18 protein-coding genes, 1 tRNA gene and 1 other RNA gene are annotated in these 17,077 nt (G+C 53.6%); 7 read left to right on the top strand and 13 right to left on the bottom strand.

The window, feature by feature from the left end:
- Positions 1-25: 25 nt before the first annotated feature.
- Entirely contained in the window at positions 26-2,554 is a 2,529-nt protein-coding gene (gene mdoH, locus DVA44_RS15225) for a glucans biosynthesis glucosyltransferase MdoH (RefSeq protein ID WP_103179055.1), read from the bottom strand.
- Positions 2,547-4,082: a glucans biosynthesis protein MdoG gene (mdoG, locus tag DVA44_RS15230; RefSeq protein WP_139157105.1), complete on the bottom strand. Its 1,536-nt coding sequence runs from the start codon at positions 4,080-4,082 to the stop codon at positions 2,547-2,549. Before mdoG ends, mdoH begins: the two co-directional genes overlap by 8 nt.
- A gap of 273 nt (positions 4,083-4,355) precedes the next feature.
- Between mdoG and mdoC the strand changes: the two genes are divergently transcribed.
- Positions 4,356-5,516, top strand: coding sequence for a glucans biosynthesis protein MdoC (gene mdoC, locus DVA44_RS15240; RefSeq protein WP_114387446.1), 1,161 nt, complete (start codon positions 4,356-4,358; stop codon positions 5,514-5,516).
- A gap of 34 nt (positions 5,517-5,550) precedes the next feature.
- Here mdoC and DVA44_RS15245 read toward each other — a convergent pair whose 3' ends face one another.
- The 7 genes from DVA44_RS15245 to DVA44_RS15280 all read right to left on the bottom strand — a co-directional run bounded on the left by DVA44_RS15245 (position 5,551) and on the right by DVA44_RS15280 (position 10,444).
- Positions 5,551-7,035 carry a phospholipase D family protein gene (locus DVA44_RS15245; protein ID WP_168194521.1) on the bottom strand — a complete coding sequence of 495 codons (1,485 nt, stop codon included), beginning with the start codon at positions 7,033-7,035 and terminating at the stop codon, positions 5,551-5,553.
- Positions 6,971-7,513: an O-acetyl-ADP-ribose deacetylase gene (ymdB, locus tag DVA44_RS15250; RefSeq protein WP_103823683.1), complete on the bottom strand. Its 543-nt coding sequence runs from the start codon at positions 7,511-7,513 to the stop codon at positions 6,971-6,973. Before ymdB ends, DVA44_RS15245 begins: the two co-directional genes overlap by 65 nt.
- An 84-nt stretch (positions 7,514-7,597) precedes the next feature.
- Positions 7,598-7,897, bottom strand: a complete 300-nt coding sequence (locus DVA44_RS15255; RefSeq protein WP_246843580.1) for a type 1 fimbrial protein — start codon at positions 7,895-7,897, stop codon at positions 7,598-7,600.
- Between the two features lie 158 nt (positions 7,898-8,055).
- Entirely contained in the window at positions 8,056-8,382 is a 327-nt protein-coding gene (gene csgC / locus DVA44_RS15260) for a curli assembly chaperone CsgC (protein WP_103823682.1), read from the bottom strand.
- Positions 8,383-8,442: 60 nt separating this feature from the next.
- The gene (gene csgA, locus DVA44_RS15265; RefSeq protein WP_114315365.1) at positions 8,443-8,892 is read right to left on the bottom strand and encodes a curli major subunit CsgA; all 450 of its coding nucleotides are present in this window, start codon (positions 8,890-8,892) and stop codon (positions 8,443-8,445) included.
- A gap of 40 nt (positions 8,893-8,932) precedes the next feature.
- The gene (csgB, locus tag DVA44_RS15270) at positions 8,933-9,382 is read right to left on the bottom strand and encodes a curli minor subunit CsgB (RefSeq protein WP_103823680.1); all 450 of its coding nucleotides are present in this window, start codon (positions 9,380-9,382) and stop codon (positions 8,933-8,935) included.
- A gap of 364 nt (positions 9,383-9,746) precedes the next feature.
- Positions 9,747-10,444, bottom strand: a protein-coding gene (locus tag DVA44_RS15280) for an IS1 family transposase (RefSeq protein ID WP_094106546.1) whose coding sequence is annotated in 2 segments (ribosomal slippage) — positions 9,747-10,195 and positions 10,195-10,444 — 699 coding nt in all. Because the reading frame shifts where the segments join, the coding sequence is not laid out codon by codon here.
- A 462-nt stretch (positions 10,445-10,906) separates the two neighbouring features.
- On the opposite strand from DVA44_RS15280, the gene csgD reads away from it, so the two are divergent.
- The 4 genes from csgD to csgG are packed head-to-tail and all read left to right on the top strand — an operon-like array spanning position 10,907 to position 13,238.
- Positions 10,907-11,557 carry a biofilm master transcriptional regulator CsgD gene (gene csgD / locus DVA44_RS15285; protein ID WP_114387448.1) on the top strand — a complete coding sequence of 217 codons (651 nt, stop codon included), beginning with the start codon at positions 10,907-10,909 and terminating at the stop codon, positions 11,555-11,557.
- A gap of 4 nt (positions 11,558-11,561) precedes the next feature.
- Positions 11,562-11,951, top strand: coding sequence for a curli production assembly/transport protein CsgE (gene csgE / locus DVA44_RS15290; RefSeq protein WP_103823678.1), 390 nt, complete (start codon positions 11,562-11,564; stop codon positions 11,949-11,951).
- Positions 11,952-11,964: 13 nt separating this feature from the next.
- Positions 11,965-12,378 carry a curli production assembly/transport protein CsgF gene (gene csgF, locus DVA44_RS15295; RefSeq protein WP_114387449.1) on the top strand — a complete coding sequence of 138 codons (414 nt, stop codon included), beginning with the start codon at positions 11,965-11,967 and terminating at the stop codon, positions 12,376-12,378.
- Between the two features lie 26 nt (positions 12,379-12,404).
- Positions 12,405-13,238, top strand: a complete 834-nt coding sequence (gene csgG, locus DVA44_RS15300; RefSeq protein WP_039032323.1) for a curli production assembly/transport protein CsgG — start codon at positions 12,405-12,407, stop codon at positions 13,236-13,238.
- A 42-nt stretch (positions 13,239-13,280) separates the two neighbouring features.
- On the opposite strand, the gene DVA44_RS15305 is transcribed toward csgG, so the two are convergent.
- The 4 genes from DVA44_RS15305 to ghrA all read right to left on the bottom strand — a co-directional run bounded on the left by DVA44_RS15305 (position 13,281) and on the right by ghrA (position 16,194).
- Positions 13,281-13,763: a DUF1097 domain-containing protein gene (locus DVA44_RS15305; RefSeq protein ID WP_210405517.1), complete on the bottom strand. Its 483-nt coding sequence runs from the start codon at positions 13,761-13,763 to the stop codon at positions 13,281-13,283.
- Between the two features lie 96 nt (positions 13,764-13,859).
- Positions 13,860-14,414, bottom strand: a complete 555-nt coding sequence (locus DVA44_RS15310) for a molecular chaperone (RefSeq protein WP_103179043.1) — start codon at positions 14,412-14,414, stop codon at positions 13,860-13,862.
- 20 nt (positions 14,415-14,434) lie between these two features.
- Positions 14,435-15,172 (bottom strand): phosphatase, encoded by a 738-nt coding sequence (locus DVA44_RS15315; RefSeq protein WP_103823676.1) that lies wholly within the window; start codon positions 15,170-15,172, stop codon positions 14,435-14,437.
- 83 nt (positions 15,173-15,255) lie between these two features.
- Positions 15,256-16,194 (bottom strand): glyoxylate/hydroxypyruvate reductase GhrA, encoded by a 939-nt coding sequence (ghrA, locus tag DVA44_RS15320; RefSeq protein ID WP_114387450.1) that lies wholly within the window; start codon positions 16,192-16,194, stop codon positions 15,256-15,258.
- Between the two features lie 228 nt (positions 16,195-16,422).
- Here ghrA and DVA44_RS15325 point away from each other — a divergent pair.
- A tRNA-Ser gene (locus tag DVA44_RS15325) sits at positions 16,423-16,510 on the top strand.
- Between the two features lie 44 nt (positions 16,511-16,554).
- Positions 16,555-16,691, top strand: a non-coding RNA gene (locus DVA44_RS15330) — RtT sRNA.
- Positions 16,692-17,077 lie beyond the last annotated feature (386 nt).

Genomic DNA, 17,077 nt, shown 5'->3' on the forward strand with positions numbered 1-17,077 from the left:
GGTAAGCGTAGCGCCACCCGACGCATCACTTCGCTTTCAACGCCTGCGGATTCAGCTTCAGCGTCTGGTAATAGTTCACCCACGAAGAGTATTTCTCCGGGGCGGCCCAGACACGATGATGCATCCGCGCCATGGTGACAGGATCGCTTAGCAGCACCAGACGACGGTCGCGGTTCAGCTTCTCCGGCGTCTCGTTCAGCGCCTGCTCAACGTGACGATCGCGGGCGATCTCCAGCACGCGGCTGGCACGGTGACGGGCAGTCGCCATAGCGATGGCTAGGGCGTTGAATGACGGGTTAAACACCGCGTGCATAAACCCATCTTCCAGCGAACGGCTGCGGTTGAGCTCCAGATACTTGTCTGTATCCACCAGCACCTGCGGCGGAGAGTACTCTTCCGGGATCAGGAACAGCTTCCAGCGTTTGGTGCGCAGCCCCACCGTTGAACGGCTTGAGATCACCGACACAAACGGGGAGAGGATCAGCGAGAAGACAATCGGCGCCAGCCAGAACAGGAAGCGCAGATCCAGCCACGCCATCCCGACAGCCCAGACCAGACCGAGCAGCATCTGCGAGCCGTGACGCATAAAGGCTTCACTCCACGGCGTAGAGTCATCGTCACGCTGCGGCGAGTTCCAGACCACTTCCCAGCCGAGGAAGGCGCTGACCACGAAGACGGTGTGGAACAGCATACGCACCGGCGCCAGCAGCACGGAGAATAATACCTCCAGCAGCAGGGAGAGCGTCACGCGGAAGAATCCGCCATACTCCTTCGAGCCCTTACACCAGATGAGCACAATACTCAGCAGCTTCGGCAGGAACAGCAGCACCATCGTCGAGGCAAAGAGCGCTATCGCCAGCTCAGGACGCCACTGCGGCCAGACCGGGAACAGCTGGCGAGGCTGCAGGAAGTACTGCGGCTCGGTCAGGGCGTGTACCACCTGCAGGGCGGTCGACAGGGCCAGGAACATAAACCACAGCGGCGCAGAGAGATAGGACATTACGCCAGTCAGGAACACGGCGCGGTGTACCGGGTGCATCCCTTTCACGAGGAACAGACGGAAGTTCATCAGGTTCCCGTGACACCAGCGGCGGTCACGCTTCAGCTCATCCAGCAGGTTCGGCGGCAGCTCTTCATAAGAGCCCGGCAGGTCATAGGCGATCCACACCCCCCAACCGGCACGACGCATCAGCGCCGCTTCCACGAAGTCGTGCGACAGGATAGAACCCGCAAACGAGCCCTCGCCCGGCAGCGGCGCCAGCGCACAGTGCTCAATGAACGGCTTCACGCGGATAATGGCGTTATGCCCCCAGTAGTGCGACTCACCCAGCTGCCAGAAGTGCAGACCGGCAGTAAACAGCGGCCCGTAGACGCGGGTCGCAAACTGCTGGCAACGCGCATAGAGCGTGTCCATACCCGACGCTTTCGGCGAAGACTGAATGATCCCGGCATTCGGGTTCGCTTCCATCAGGCGCACAAGGCCCGTCAGACACTCACCGGTCATCACCGAGTCGGCATCCAGCACCACCATATAGCTGTACTGACTGCCCCAGCGACGGCAGAAGTCATCGATGTTACCGCTTTTACGCTTCACGCGACGACGACGACGGCGGTAGAAGATCTGCCCTTCGCCCTGCACTTCAGCGATAAGCTCCATCCACGCTTTCTGTTCAGCCACGCAGATGTCCGGATTGTAGCTGTCACTCAGGATGTAAACGTCGAAGTGCTCGGCGTTACCGGTCGCTTTCACCGACTCCCAGGTGGCGCGCAGGCCGGCAAAAACGCGATCCACATCTTCGTTACAGATAGGCATGATAAGCGCGGTACGGTGTTCAGGATTGAGGGGTTCATCCCCCACCGTAGAGTGCGAAATGCTGTACTTATCCCGGCCTATCAGCAGCTGCAGGAAGCCCATCAGCGCAGTCCAGAAACCGGCCGATACCCAGCAGAAGAGAATGGCGAACAGCAGCAGGATGCCGCTTTGCAGAATATAAGGCAGCAGCTGCATAAACGAGACCAGCAGATCCTGGTCGAACATATCGGCCGGATTGATCAGCGCCCAGCCCTGGTACGGAAGGATCGTCTTCATATACCAGGTAGCGACGACGGTCTGTGCAATGGTTAACAGCAGCAGGATGTAGCGGCGAATACTGCCGACGGTACGCCATTTTTCCTCACTGGCCTGCTGCTCTTTAGAGAGGCGAGAGAGGTAGCGCGGATTGGTGTCGCGGCCACGCAGGCGATCCCAGAAACGGCCCACCGGGTTGGTGCGCCAGGGATCCGGGAACATGGAAGAGCGCGTCGCTTTCGGCATCGCCTCAAGCTGGGTGCGCCCTTCGTCATCGCGGATCAGCTGGCCTTCGGCCAGTGAATCGGGCCAGGCCTGTTCGAGACGGCTTTTAACCGAGCCCAGCGGGGTATCATCTTCACGCGTAAACGGATGATGATCGGCATCCAGCGCGGTGTGAACCGCGCTGATGTCACCCTTCGGCAGTGCCGCCTTCTCGATATCGGTCAGCGGCATGGCATCGATATACTCAGTTATCTTATTCATTGGCAGGTAGCTGATAGCTCCAGGTTTCACTCAACGGCTGATCGGCGTTGACCAGGGCGGCACGCATCTCAGTCGGCTGTTTCGCGTCTTTCACTTTAATGCGCAGAGTTAAACGCCAGCCTTTGGTGACCGGGTTATAACGCACGCTGTTCTCAACGATCTCACCATTGTCACCAATGCTCGCCTGAGCCGTGACCGGGGTTTCCGGCGCCAGGTTCTTCATATCCTGGCCGGTGAAATCGACAACAAACGCGATGGTGCCATCAGCCTGGCGGATCAGATTGGACTGTTTCACATCCCCTGTTGAGCGGCGGGTCTGCAGAACATACGCGCTTTCCGGCGCATGCAGCTTGTCTTCATCGCGGCTCATGGTGATGCTGTAGTTGAAGTTCATCTCTTTACCGGCTTCCGGCAGCTGGTCCGGCGTCCAGTACGCGACGATGTTGTCGTTGGTTTCGTCGTTGGTTGGGATCTCTACCAGCTCAACTTTGCCTTTGCCCCACTCGCCTTTCGGGGTGATCCAGGCGCTTGGGCGCAGATCGTAACGATCGTCCAGATCTTCAAAGCGGGAGAACTGACGGCCACGCTGCAGCAGACCAAACCCCTGCGGGTTCTCCATGCTGAAGCTGCTTACCGCCAGGTGTTTCGGGTTGTTCAGCGGACGCCAGATCCACTCACCGTTGCCAGCAAGAATCGACAGACCATTAGAGTCGTGCAGTTCCGGGCGGAAGTTGGTGGCAGGAGAAGGCTGGTTTGGCCCGAACAGGAACATGCTGGTCAGCGGGGCAACGCCCAGTTTACCGACTTTATCGCGCAGATAGACTTTAGACTGCACGTCGACCACCGTATCGCGGCCAGGAATAATGACAAAGCGATAGGCGCCCGTTGCGCGCGGGGAATCCAGCAGTGCATAGATGGTCAGGCGCTTGTCGGTTGGTTTTGGACGCTCGATCCAGAACTCGCGAAAGCGTGGGAACTCTTCCCCGGACGGCAGAGCGGTATCGATCGCCAGACCACGCGCAGAGAGGCCATAAACCTGGCCGCCGCCAATCACACGGAAATAGCTTGCCCCCAACATGCTGACAATTTCGTCGTTTTTATCTTTACTGTTGATGGGATAAAGCACTTTAAAGCCCGCGAAGCCCAAATCTTTCACGGTGTCTTTGTCGTGTTGCACATTGCCGAAATTAAAGTAGTCCGGGCTGTACTTGATTTTGCGTACCGCGTTAGAGGTCACTTCATTAATGGTGACAGGCGTGTCGAAGTACATCCCCTGATGATAAAACTCGAGCTTGAACGGGGTTTTTATTTTATTCCAGTAGGCTTTATCGTGATTAAACTGGATCTGCTGATAGTCCGCATATTTCATGTCGCGGAAAACGGAGGGTAAGTTACTTTTTGGCGCTTCGTACCCTTTACTGGCCATCGATTTTGCCTGTTTTGCGACGTCGTCGATGGTAAAGGCCAGGGCCGATGAGGTATACAGAGACAACAGGACTGCCGCTCCTAACCAACGCATTTTCATCATTTGTGGTTTATGTTTCATAATAAGTAAGCACTTCCCCCTTTGTGTGCTTATATCGATCCGATCCATTTTAATGGAAAATCAGGCATTCCGACAACATAATCACCGCTTTGTTCAGCGTGCTGGCTCATGGTTTAAGCAAGTGAAAGTAACCCGTTTTCACTTTGCGTGCTTATCCTGGAGACAGTGTGTCAGACTTCGTGTAGGGTTGGCACCGAATGTAAACACTATTGGTCTTAGGGATAAGACGAAAAGTCTGAGAATGCGCAACGTCATATGAGTACCGTACCCGCACAACGCGAATATTTCCTTGATTCCATCCGGGCATGGCTCATGCTGCTGGGGATCCCGTTTCATATTTCCTTGATTTATTCGAGCCACGTCTGGCACGTCAATAGTGCAGAGTCGTCGTGGTGGCTGACGCTGTTTAACGATTTTATCCACTCCTTCCGGATGCAGGTCTTTTTCGTTATTTCGGGCTACTTCTCTTACATGCTTTTTTTGCGCTATCCGCTCAAGCGCTGGTGGAAAGTGCGCGTGGAACGCGTCGGTATTCCGATGCTTACCGCCATTCCCCTGCTGACGCTGCCGCAATTCATTATGCTGCAACATGTCAAAGGCAAAGCGGAGAGCTGGCACACCCTGTCGCTCTACGATAAATACAACACCCTCGCCTGGGAACTGGTTTCTCACCTGTGGTTCCTGCTGGTGCTGGTGGTGATGACCACGGTCAGCCTGTGGCTCTTCAGCCGCATGCGCCATCATCTCAGCGCCCGGTCGGAGGCGTTTTTTGCCGATATTACCTGGGGCAAGCTGTCGGTACTGTTTTTAATCCTGGGTATTCTCTATGCCGCGCTGCGCCGCACGCTTTTAATCGTCTGGTCACCGATCCTCAGCGACGGCCTGTTTAACTTTGTGGTGATGCAGACGCTCTTCTACCTGCCCTTCTTCCTGATTGGCGCCCTGGCGTTTGTGCATCCGAAGCTGAAAGCGCTGTTTACTACTCCGTCACGCGGCTGTACGCTCGGCGCGCTACTGGCGTTTGTTGCCTATCTGCTCAACCAGCGTTATGGCAGCGGCGATGCCTGGATGTATGAAACCGAAAGCGTGATCACCATGCTGCAGGGGCTGTGGATGGTGAACGTGGTCTTTGCCCTAGGTCACCGCCTGCTGAACTTTAAATCGGCGCGCGTCACCTATTTCGTCAACGCCTCGCTGTTCATTTATCTGGTGCACCATCCGTTAACGCTGTTCTTTGGCGCCTACATTACGCCGCATATCAGCTCAAATCTGCTGGGCTTTATCTGTGGGCTGGTGTTTGTGGTGGGTATTGCGATTGTGCTGTATGAAATTCATCTGCGTATTCCGCTGCTGCGCTTTCTCTTTTCCGGCAAACCAGCCAGCAAAACGGAAAAAACGCCACAGGTCACCAGCTAAGCCGTTGCGCGCCGGTCGCTGAACCGGCGCGTCATTACAGCAGCCATTCTACCGGCAGCCAGTAGGCCAGACGCACCAGCATCCGCTGCCAGAAGCGGGTTTTGGGCTCCTTTTTATGCACGATCTCCTGCCCCTCCTTACGCTCAATCCAGTTCAGACGTCCCATTTTATCCAACCGGAGTTGCCAGGCTTCATGGCGCTGGCTGCGCACGAACCGGGTGTGGATCATCCTTGCCAGCTTTTCGCTTTCAATAACAAAGCCCATCTCGGTATTGAGCATGGTTGAACGGGGATCAAAATTGAGTGAACCGATAAACACTTTCTCGCCGTCGACGCTGAACGTCTTGGCATGCAGGCTGGAGCCGGAGTTCCCGGTGATGCCGCGATCGTGCGCCGGCGGTACGCCATCCTGAATGGGCTTTAGTTCATATAGCTCGATGCCGTGGCGCAACAGCTTTTTTCGCCAGCGGGCGTAACCGGCATGCACAACGGAGACGTCGTTCGCTGCCAGCGAGTTGGTGAGGATGGCGACTTTCACCCCTTTGCGCACCATCTGCAACAGCAGCGCCACCCCCGCCCGGGTAGGGACAAAATAAGCGGAGATGATATCGATTTGCTGCAACGGCGAGCCCATTACCCCCATCAGGCGCTGGGGCAGCAGCGAGTGCCGCTTTGCCCGGCCCTGCCCTTTACGCGGATCGTCGCTGAGTAACCGGGTTTTAGCCCAAATCAGCGGCAATTTGCCCGCCTCAAGGTTGGTAATAAAGTCGCTGGACTGTAATTTATCCAGATAACGACGGGTGATGTCGTCGCGATACCACTCCTCCGGGGGATGAATTTTGTCTTCAATTTCCGCCTCGGAAAGTTCCAGCACCTGCTGGAGCGTGGAGACCGACGCGCAGTTCCAGTAGCGCTCAAAATCATTGGCCACATCCTGCACCACCGGGCCTGTGGCCATCACGTCCAGATCGGAAAAGAGCGGCTCTTCGCCTGCGCCAAAATAGGCATCACCGATGTTTCGCCCGCCAATAATGGTGACCTCGCCGTCCACGGTGAAACTCTTGTTGTGCATCCGGCGATTGAGACGGGCAAAATCGGTGAGATAACCCAGCGCGCGCAGGGAGCGGAACGAAAAGGGATTAAACAGCCGGACATCAAAGTTGGGATGCGCGTCCAGCAGGCGCAGGATGCTGTCCAGCCCCTGGGTATTGTTGTCATCGAGCAACAAACGCACGCGGACACCGCGCATGGCGGCGGACAATAAGACGGAAAACAACAGGCGTCCTGACATGTCGTCTTCCCAGATGTAGTACTGCACATCCAGCGTCTTTTCTGCCATCTCCACCAGCCGGTAACGGCAGGCGAAGGCGTCGAGACTGTTATCAAGAGGGAGAAGCCCACAAAGGCCGGGATGTGCAGAGCTGACCGGTGCAATCGCGCGTCCAAGTCGCGTGTTATGCGTCGGTTTCCTGTCCTCGCTGGGTAAGCAGTCGCTTGTATAGTCGGGCATTTTCTTCATCATAGCAGACAAAGTATACCCGCTCCGGCAGAGGCTTGAGGGTGAGATAATCCGAAACCGTATTAACGGCGATTTCAGCCGCCGCCGCACGGGGATAGCCATAAACGCCAGTGCTGATTGCCGGGAAGGCGAGAGTCTGATAACCGTTGGCCGCCGCCAGGTTCAGGCTGTTGCGGTAGGCCTCTTCCAGAATCCGCGCTTCGTGATGCTCCCCCCCGTGCCAGACGGGGCCAACGGTGTGGATCACCGCTTTGGCGGGCAGGTTTCCGGCAAGCGTAATCACCGCCTGCCCCGGGGCGCACTCGCCCTGCTGCTGGCGCACCAGCTTACAAGCCTCCAGCAGGGCGGGGCCTGCAGCCCGATGAATGGCGCCGTCCACGCCACCACCGCCCATCAAAGAAGGATTGGCTGCGTTAACCACCACATCCACATGCAGCGTGGTGATATCACCATGAAAGACTTCAATTCGGGAGTACATAATCAACCTCTGCATACCGTTTTTTCTTAAGTGTATCGCAGAGGTTGGGTTGTGGAAGTCCGGTTGAGAGAAAACGGCCCAGCCTCAGCGGTAGTCAACCTGCACAATGGCGAGCGATTTTTCAGGGTTGATGTACCTCATGCTGACAGTGGCAAGATCTGCGGCATTCACCCTGCCCTCGAGCGCATCTTTATAGCTGACCTGTTGAACAGACATATTATTGTTCTGCGGACAGGAGACGGTTAAGGCGCGCACATCAGGCGTGACATTACAGGGATCTTCGACAATCCGTCCGATAAAATGGATGACATTGGCCGTGCAGATTGGGGTAAGCGTAACCGCAGCAACAAAGGCTGCGGCCAGGGTGATACGGGACGAAACCATCAGTGTAATCCTCAACGATAATCGTCCCTGACGCTTAAACAACGCCCTTCATGGAGGGCTGTCGACTGGCATCGACGACACCAGCAACATGAGAATAACAATGGAATAACATCCGCGCCACTTTAATCAATGTATTGATTTTGTAAATGTTTTAAACATCAGGCTTTCGACGGTGGCCACTGTTGCGACAGATGCAACGACTTACCATCCGAGACCGTCACAATAACGTTTATCTTGTCATTGGGTCCGGAATTAAGAGTCATACGGGAAAGATTGACCGTTTTATTTGCCGGTAACGAGACGGTGTTTTGCTGACGCGAGGTGCTCTGCCCGCCCGGGCCACTGCGCGAGGTGAGGATTTGTACCTGGCATAAACACGGTTCCGTGACGGTCACCTGAGGAATAATGGTCACGTTCTCACCTTCGGTGGAGGTCTGAAAGGTAATCTGACTGGTCAGCGCGGCAAGTAATAAAAGTGTATTCATTATCATCTCCCAAAAAAAAACAGGGCCTCAGCCCTGTTTTTTCGACGTACAGCGGCAGTATTAGTACTGACCAGCAGTCACGGTGTTGCCGAAGCCAACCTGAGTGATGTTAGCAGAAGCGCCGTTCATAGTTTGACGAAGATCGACTTCGTTACGACCACCAGACTGGCTTACAGTCGCAGAGAGGTCACGACCGCTCCACTGGCTGATGGTTGCTTCGTTACCCTGGCCACGCTGGGTCAGGCTGATTTCGCTGCTGTCAGCACCCTGAGACAGATCGGCATCGTTACCGAAGCCATTCTGACGAACGGTGATTTCAGAGCCACGTGCATCGCTTTGCAAAGCGTCCACATTGTTACGGTCACCATATTGATAAACGGTCAGCGATTCTGGGCTGACGTTGTTATTTCCGTTACCACCATGGTTATTACCCCACTGTGGAACAGAACCAGCCATAGCACTGCCAGAAACCACGATTGCTGCAATTACTGCCACTTTTAAAAGTTTCATTGTAAAGCCCCCATCGGATTGATTAATTATCGCTCAATAGCTAGCGTTGGATGACGCGAATTGCCATTTGCGACTGTCTCTGTACTACAACTGCCGTTTTTTGCGTACCGTACTGCGTAATATTCGCTTTATTACCAGAACCTTTCTGAATAATCACTGCGGTATTACCATATGCACCTTGATTAATACTCGCATTGTTCGAGTTCCCTTTTTGATCAATATAAGCAAGGTTATAACTCCCTGATTGATCAATGTTCGCCCGATTATTTCCGCCCTCCTGAGAAACGACAGACAACAGTTTCTGGCCGTTTTGTTGAACGTTAGCGTTATTATTTACGCCAACTTGTCCAATGATTGCAGCCTGGTTATATGAGGATTTACTCAGCTCATTAACCGCGAAATTGTATTCTGCCGAAGCTAAATCAGTCGCTGCGAAAACAAATCCAGGTGCACCCAGTAATGTCAACATCAATAACAACTTGTTCTTCATGTTATCACCCTGGACCTGGTGGTATAATAACTGCGTTAACAAGAGCAAATATTTTGTTAACCCGGCGTTACGATGAAGAGTATGTCTGCCGAAACAATTTTAATATCTCACCCGCCAGTTGTATTTTTATTCTTCCGTTCACCCCAAAGTATTAATTAAAATTAAATACCGTGGCGATACAACGATTTTACAGGGGGTTAGCAAGGGCCATTTTCCCTTTGCAAAAATGGAAAACCTCAAATGCGTGGATTTGCCGTTTCGTCTGGTCCCGAGGAGAGGAAACGGAATATATCCATGATTGCGTGACAAAGTCCGTGATTTCTTAAGACGTTTACATATTGTAAAAATAGGTAATGACTCCAACTTACTGATAGTGTTTTATGTTCAGATAATGCCCGATGACCTTGTCATGAAGCTCCACCGATTTTGAGAACGACAGTGACTTCCGTCCCAGCCTTGCCAGATGTTGTCTCAGATTCAGGTTATGTCGCTCAATGCGCTGAGTGTAACGCTTGCTGATAACGTGCAGCTTTCCCTTCAGGCGTGATTCGTACAGCGGCCAGCCATCCGTCATCCATACCACGACCTCAAAGGCCGACAGCAGGCTCAGAAGACGCTCCAGTGTGGCCAGAGTGCGTTCACCGAAGACGTGCGCCACAACCGTCCTCCGTATCCTGTCATACGCGTAAAACAGCCAGCGCTGACGTGATTTAGCACCGACGTAGCCCCACTGTTCGTCCATTTCAGCGCAGACAATCACATCACTGCCCGGTTGTATGCGCGAGGTTACCGACTGCGGCCTGAGTTTTTTAAGTGACGTAAAACCGTGTTGAGGCCAACGCCCATAATGCGTGCACTGGCGCGACATCCGACGCCATTCATGGCCATATCAATGATTTTCTGGTGCGTACCGGGCTGAGAGGCGGTGTAAGTGAACTGTAGTTGCCATGTTTTACGGCAATGAGAGCAGAGATAGCGCTGATGTCCGGCAGTGCTTTTGCCGTTACGCACCACGCCTTCAGTAGCGGAGCAGGAAGGACATCTGATGGAAATGGAAGCCACGCAAGCACCTTAAAATCACCATCATACACTAAATCAGTAAGTTGGCAGCATTACCGTAAAAATAGGCTTAGCGTTTTGCCCTGTCTCATACCTTATCGCTAATAGCCTTCAATTTACATTAATCATTACAATCAATCACTTGAGTGAATTTGTATGATTTTTAAAATGTGTGCATCAATATCGTAATGTACAACTTTTTGATGATTCTTAATCAATTCATGAACTCATTTTTTACAAAGTAATATTGATTTTTACATCCTGTTACACGTTTAACACTTGCTTTAAAAAACGTTAAAGCTAGATTGAAAACAGAAGTTCGGCATTGCGAATTAATTCTCCCTTCTCTCTAAGGGATATGGTCTTTTTTCTACACACAGCAGTGCAACATCTGTCAGTACTTCTGGTGCCCCCAATAATATATTGGGGGCAGCTGCCAGGTGTTTCATAAAAAGGGGTTTCATCATGTTTAATGAAGTCCAAAGCTTGCATGGTCAGACTTTATTGTTAGTGACCAAACCTTCTTTACAAGCGACAGCTTTACTACAGCATTTAAAGCATAGTTTAACGTTGAGCGGAAAATTGCATAGCATTCAACGCTCTTTCGATGACATTGCGCCTGGTAGCATTATTCTTTTCGATATGATGGAAGCGGATAAAAAACTTATCCAATACTGGCAAGATATTTTAAGCAGGAAAAACAACAATATCCGTGTGTTGTTGTTAAATACGCCGGAAGAATACCCCTTCAGGGATATTGAAAGTTGGCCACACATCAATGGCGTCTTTTATGTCAATGAGGACGAAACCCGCGTGGTTGAAGGCCTGCAAGGGGTTCTGCGTGGTGAATGTTACTTTTCGCAGAAACTTGCCAGCTACCTCATAACGCACTCCGGAAATTATCGCTATAACAGTTCAGAGTCCGCTTTGCTGACCCATCGCGAAAAAGAGATTTTGAATAAATTACGTATCGGTGCTTCAAATATTGAAATCGCCCGTTCGTTATTTATCAGCGAAAATACGGTTAAGACCCATCTTTACAATCTTTTCAAGAAGATAGCTGTCAAAAACCGGACTCAGGCGGTTTCATGGGCGAATGATAACCTCAGGCGTTAACAGTATGAAACGCACAGTGAGTTGGATTGCCGCAGCAGGCTTATGGCTTGCTGCCGGGAATCTTCATGCGGTTGAAGTAGAGATCCCGGGATTGTTAACTGACCACACCGTCTCGGCAGTCGGCCATGCTTTTTATCGCGGCTTCAGCGACAAATGGGAAAGTGATTATCCCGGTAACTTAACTATCAATGAACGGCCCAGCGCACGTTGGGGAAGCTGGATCACCATAACGGTTAATCAGGACGTTATATTCCAGACCTTTTTATTCCCCACGAAAACTGACCTGGATAAAAATGTGGTCTTTGCTCTGGCTCAAACCGAAGAGGCATTAAATCGCCTGCAGATCGATAAAGCTCTGCTGGGTACGGGCGATTTAGCACCAGACGAATTTTAATTCGGAGGCATCCATGCGTGTTGTCCATGCAGTTGTAGCTTTAATGCTTATTCCATCTCTGAGCTGGGCCGGAAATATGACCTTCCAGTTCCGCAACCCGAACTTTGGTGGAAACCCTAATAACGGTTCTTTTCTTTTAAACTCGGCCCAGGCACAAAACTCTTATACGGATCCAAGCTCTGACGACTTCGGGATTGAACCCCCGAGCGCGCTGGATAACTTTACCCAGGCAATCCAGGCCCAGGTTCTGGGCGGGCTGCTGACCAATATTAATACCGGCAAACCCGGCCGTATGGTGACCAGCGACTTTATTGTCGACATTGCCAATGCGGACGGACAAATGCAGCTGAACGTGACAGACCGCAAAACGGGGAAAACGTCCACCATTCAGGTTGCTGGCTTGCAAAGCGGTTCTACCGACTTTTAAATAATGTCGAGATAAGGATAATAATCATGCAGCGCTTTCTCCTCCTTGTTGCAGTGTGCTTATTGAGCGGCTGTTTAACTGCTCCTCCAAAAGAAGCAGCGAAACCGACATTAATGCCTCGCGCCCAGAGCTATCGTGATTTAACCAAATTGCCATTGCCAACGGGTAAGATCTACGTGTCGGTTTATAATATTCAGGATGAAACCGGGCAATTTAAACCGTATCCGGCAAGTAACTTCTCAACGGCTGTACCGCAGAGCGCCACCGCCATGCTGGTTACTGCGTTAAAAGATTCTCGCTGGTTTATTCCTCTGGAACGTCAGGGGCTGCAAAACCTGCTCAACGAGCGTAAGATCATTCGTGCTGCGCAGGATAACGGTACCGTGGCGATGAACAACCGTATTCCGTTGCATTCGCTTACAGCAGCGAACGTGATGGTAGAAGGTTCGATTATCGGCTACGAAAGTAACGTGAAATCGGGCGGTGTGGGGGCCCGGTATTTCGGTATTGGCGGCGATACGCAGTACCAGCTTGACCAGATTGCGGTGAACCTGCGTGTGGTCAACGTCAGTACCGGCGAGATTTTGTCATCCGTGACCACCAGCAAAACCATTCTCTCGTATGAAGTGCAGGCCGGGGTGTTCCGTTTCATCGACTACCAGCGTCTGCTGGAGGGCGAAATCGGTTATACCTCTAACGAGCCGGTCATGCTCTGCCTGATGTCTGCTATCGAAACCGGGGTGATCTTCCTGATTAACGACGGTATCGATCGCGGATTGTGGGACCTGCAAAACAAAAATGAAGTGAAAAACGATATTCTGGTGAAATACCGCGAGATGTCGACGCCGCCAGAATCCTGACAGAAAGCGCATTAAAAAGGCGAGACCTTGGTCTCGCCTTTTTTATTCGCTCAACGCCGTGACGTTTCGCGTTTTCTCCCTGCGCGCAGCCAGCCACAGGCCGCTGTTTTTCATGGCGTAGCCAAACACCAGCCCCAGCGCCAGCGAAGGCACCACCAGCCGCCACTCCCCCTGCCCTGCAAAAGTAGCGCAGGCCCCCATAAAGGTGCCGGGCACAAACGAGAGCAGCAGATGTTTTGCCTGAACACACATCAAAAACGCCACCACGCCGGTCATAACGTAGCCAACGATTTCCAGATGGGGTGCCAGCGCGCTGCCGTGGATGATAATCATCGCCCACGCCACGCCGCTCATCAGCGTACAGGCGGAGATAAACAGCCCCTTCACGCCACCCTGCGGGCAGGCGAAATAGGCCGTGCAGCCAAGGAAGCCCGCCCAACTGAGGAGTCCGAGAGAGACGGCAACCCAGCCCCATAAACCGGAGAGGATGCCTGTCGTGATTGCGATAGAAAGTAGAATGTTCATGGCGCGCATCTTAACAGATACGCGGCCATGAAATGAGATCAGGAACACATAATATGCAAATTGAGATTTGCCGTTACATTCAGATAGTGATCTAAATCACTCTTCGTTCTCTTCCTGTAGCTCATCCCACATTGCGGCAATGGCATCGCGGGTCAGTGGCGCCATGGTGCGCCAGAAAGATGAAGTGGCGTGCGCTTCAACCTTCCCGAGGAACGTCCCGCACCAGGGCAGGATGTACTCCCCGAAGAGGGTTTCCAGCGCCTCGTTTTCATCTTCCGCCGCATGATCTTCAATCCACGAGGCCGCCAGCAGCAGCGTGCCGAGGTGGTCTGCTGGGGTATCGGTCAGCGGCATCCCGCGTTCAGAGAGGAATGCGCGCACTTCGGCTTCGGTCGCGCCCTCTTCCCAGGCAGAGCGATACGGCGACACGCGGCACTCTTCCCCAACAAACAGCGCATTGTAGTCGGCTGCGACCTGCTGCATGTCGCAGCTGTTTTGCAGACGCAGCAACAACTCATCCTGCTCAAGCGGCCAGTTCTGGGCCAGCTTGCCTTCGCGGATCAAGGTAAACAGCGGTACCAGCAGCGGATCCTGCGGCTGGCGGTAATAGAGAGAACCCAGTACGCGACAGAGGATGGAAAACTCATTCATTTATTTAGTCCATTACACAGTTAAAAATCAGCAAATTCATTGATTGGCGCCATGCCACGCGACTCCAGGAAATCGAGTAGCCGACGCGGGGAGACGTTCAGGATGCGATCTTCCGGGAAGTCCACCGCATCGAGGATTTTGCGGCATTCGCTAAAATCGCCCAGCGTGAAGGCGGTATGGGAATCGGAGCCCAGCGCTACATAGCCACCGGCCTCCTTCACCGCAGCCGCCACTGCCCGGCAGTTTGCTTCGCTCCCTTTACGGGAGTGAATAAAGGAGGAGTTGTTGATCTCCAGCGCCACGCGATGCTCCGCCGCCGCCTGCGCGACCGCCTGAATATCAATCGGGTATTTCGGGTTCCCCGGATGGCTGATGATATGTACGTTACCGCTGGCGATAGTGGCGATCATCGCCTCGGTATGGGTGGCTTGATCCTGAGGAGCGAAAACCGGCTCATGGAAACCGGCGAGGATCAGATCCAGAGAGGTGAGCATCGGGCCGGTACAATCAATGTCGCCTTGGGTATTTTTGATGTTGGCCTCAATGCCGCGCAGGATCCCGACGCCATCCACCACCCGCGGCCAGATGCGCATGTTCACAAAGTGCCAATAGTGCGGCGCATCTGCCATATCCGGGCCATGATCGGTGATCGCAAAGAGCTTAATGTTCTTCTGTTTTGCCTGGGCGATGTAGTCATGAAGGTTGCTGTAGGCGTGGGTACTGGCGACGGTGTGCATATGCAGGTCAACGGGGTACATCGTTCTCTCCTCTCGTGTTTCCCAAAGGATAGCAGTTATCACGGGCGTTTATCAGCAAAAACCCGGCAATCGCCGGGTATGACTCAGTAACCGCGCTGTCTGTCGACCTGGCCGGTAACCGGCTCGCCCTTCTCCAGCTGCGAGATGGTGCGGGCGATATAGTCGATGGCTTCTGCCGGACGCGTCACCGCCGCAATGTGCGGCGTCATGGCTACGCGCGGGTGCGCCCACAGGGGATTGTCCGCCGGTAACGGCTCTTTGCTGTAGACATCCAGCATCGCGCCTTTCAGCTTGCCGCTCTCCAGCGCCGCCAGCAGATCGGCTTCCACCACGTGGACGCCACGCGCCAGGTTCATCAGGTAGCTGTTGTCCGCCAGTTGGTTGATGAGCGCCTTATTAATGATCCCAACCGTCTCAGCCGTATTCGGCAGCAGGTTAATCAGCACCCGCGTGCCGTCTAAAAACTGCGGCAACTCTTCCTTACCGGCAAAGCTGGTGACGCCAGGGTAATCTTTACGGGTACGGCTCCAGCAGCGCAGCGGGAAGCCCCATGGTGCCAGCGCTTCGGCCACTTTCGATCCCAGCACCCCGGCCCCGAGGATCCCGATAGTAAAATCTTCGCGCTGATAGTCGGCCAGCGGCTCCCAGCGGGCCTGCTGTTTCAGCGCCTGGTAATCGTCAAAGCGGCGGAACCAGTGCAGCACCTGGCTGACCGCATACTCCTGCATCTGCTGGCCCATGCCGGTATCTTCCAGGCGAAACAGCGGGATCGACTCCGCCAGCATTTCCGGGTGCGCCTTGAGCTTGCTGAGGATCGAGTCGACCCCTGCCCCAAGGGCAAACACCGCTTTCAGGTTTCGCCCCTGCAACATCTCAACCGGAGGGTGCCACACCAGGGCATAATCTGCGGGTTCGTTCTCGCCGCGCTTCCACTCCCGAACCCGCGCACCTGGCAGGGCCGCCGAAAGTGTTTTTATCCAGTAAGCGTTATCAAATGTCGGGTGATAAAAAATAATGTCCATTGCGATTGCCTTCTGTTGCGCTGTTTTATGTTCATTATCAACTGGATTGCAGCATAACAAATTTTGGGTGTGGGGTCTTTGCTGATAAAAAAGGCACTTTCAGCGCAATTAAAAATCATGTTGGCTGAAGTTTGTCTGAACGCGCTAATTTACTGAAAAAGTTGATTGACGTAAGTCAGGCTTTTCCTTACATTAGCGCCCGTCCCAGCAACAACGGGATGACAATATGGTGAGGTGTCCGAGTGGCTGAAGGAGCACGCCTGGAAAGTGTGTATACGGCAACGTATCGGGGGTTCGAATCCCCCCCTCACCGCCATATTTAAAGAAGAGCTCGCATGAAAATGCGGGCTTTTTTTTCGCATGTTGCACGCCTGTGGGGGGATGAGAACCCCCGACCGGGGTTCGACAACTGGCGCAGCCAGTTGGACAGACTGAGAGCGCAGCGAACAGGCTGCCCGCAGGGCGAGCGCAGCGAGTCAATCCCCCCCTCACCGCCATATTCGAGATGAGAGCTCGTACGAAAGTACGGGCTTTTTTCTTTTATATTCTCCGCTGGGGGATGAGAATCCCCGACCGGGGTTCGACAACTGGCGACAGCCAGTTGGACAGACCACGAACGCAGTGAGTGGGCTGCCCGCACAAAAACGCCGGGAGCGTTTTTGAACAACGCTTGCGTTGGCCCCGAAGGGCGAGGCCCATGGATGGGCCGAGTAACGGCGAGCGCAGCGAGTCAATCCCCCCCTCACCGCCATATTTAAAGAAGAGCTCGCATGAAAATGCGGGCTTTTTTTTCGCATTTTGCACGCCTGCGGGGGGATGAGAACCCCCGACCGGGGTTCGACAACCGGCGCAGCCAGTACATGTCGGGTGGCGCTACGCTTAC

It is taken from the genome of Leclercia sp. W17 (assembly GCF_003336325.1).
GTDB lineage: Bacteria > Pseudomonadota > Gammaproteobacteria > Enterobacterales > Enterobacteriaceae > Enterobacter.

What these genes read in the sequence shown, in the direction of transcription:
- csgC (WP_103823682.1), bottom strand. Translation starts at nt 8,382, where the DNA reads ATGAATACACTTTTATTACTTGCCGCGCTGACCAGTCAGATTACCTTT.
- mdoH (WP_103179055.1), bottom strand. Translation starts at nt 2,554, where the DNA reads ATGAATAAGATAACTGAGTATATCGATGCCATGCCGCTGACCGATATC.
- DVA44_RS15245 (WP_168194521.1), bottom strand. Translation starts at nt 7,035, where the DNA reads ATGAAGAAAATGCCCGACTATACAAGCGACTGCTTACCCAGCGAGGAC.
- ghrA (WP_114387450.1), bottom strand. Translation starts at nt 16,194, where the DNA reads ATGGACATTATTTTTTATCACCCGACATTTGATAACGCTTACTGGATA.
- csgF (WP_114387449.1), top strand. Translation starts at nt 11,965, where the DNA reads ATGCGTGTTGTCCATGCAGTTGTAGCTTTAATGCTTATTCCATCTCTG.
- csgD (WP_114387448.1), top strand. Translation starts at nt 10,907, where the DNA reads ATGTTTAATGAAGTCCAAAGCTTGCATGGTCAGACTTTATTGTTAGTG.
- ymdB (WP_103823683.1), bottom strand. Translation starts at nt 7,513, where the DNA reads ATGTACTCCCGAATTGAAGTCTTTCATGGTGATATCACCACGCTGCAT.
- DVA44_RS15315 (WP_103823676.1), bottom strand. Translation starts at nt 15,172, where the DNA reads ATGTACCCCGTTGACCTGCATATGCACACCGTCGCCAGTACCCACGCC.
- DVA44_RS15310 (WP_103179043.1), bottom strand. Translation starts at nt 14,414, where the DNA reads ATGAATGAGTTTTCCATCCTCTGTCGCGTACTGGGTTCTCTCTATTAC.
- csgG (WP_039032323.1), top strand. Translation starts at nt 12,405, where the DNA reads ATGCAGCGCTTTCTCCTCCTTGTTGCAGTGTGCTTATTGAGCGGCTGT.
- mdoG (WP_139157105.1), bottom strand. Translation starts at nt 4,082, where the DNA reads ATGATGAAAATGCGTTGGTTAGGAGCGGCAGTCCTGTTGTCTCTGTAT.
- csgE (WP_103823678.1), top strand. Translation starts at nt 11,562, where the DNA reads ATGAAACGCACAGTGAGTTGGATTGCCGCAGCAGGCTTATGGCTTGCT.
- csgB (WP_103823680.1), bottom strand. Translation starts at nt 9,382, where the DNA reads ATGAAGAACAAGTTGTTATTGATGTTGACATTACTGGGTGCACCTGGA.
- csgA (WP_114315365.1), bottom strand. Translation starts at nt 8,892, where the DNA reads ATGAAACTTTTAAAAGTGGCAGTAATTGCAGCAATCGTGGTTTCTGGC.
- DVA44_RS15305 (WP_210405517.1), bottom strand. Translation starts at nt 13,763, where the DNA reads ATGAACATTCTACTTTCTATCGCAATCACGACAGGCATCCTCTCCGGT.
- mdoC (WP_114387446.1), top strand. Translation starts at nt 4,356, where the DNA reads ATGAGTACCGTACCCGCACAACGCGAATATTTCCTTGATTCCATCCGG.
- DVA44_RS15255 (WP_246843580.1), bottom strand. Translation starts at nt 7,897, where the DNA reads ATGGTTTCGTCCCGTATCACCCTGGCCGCAGCCTTTGTTGCTGCGGTT.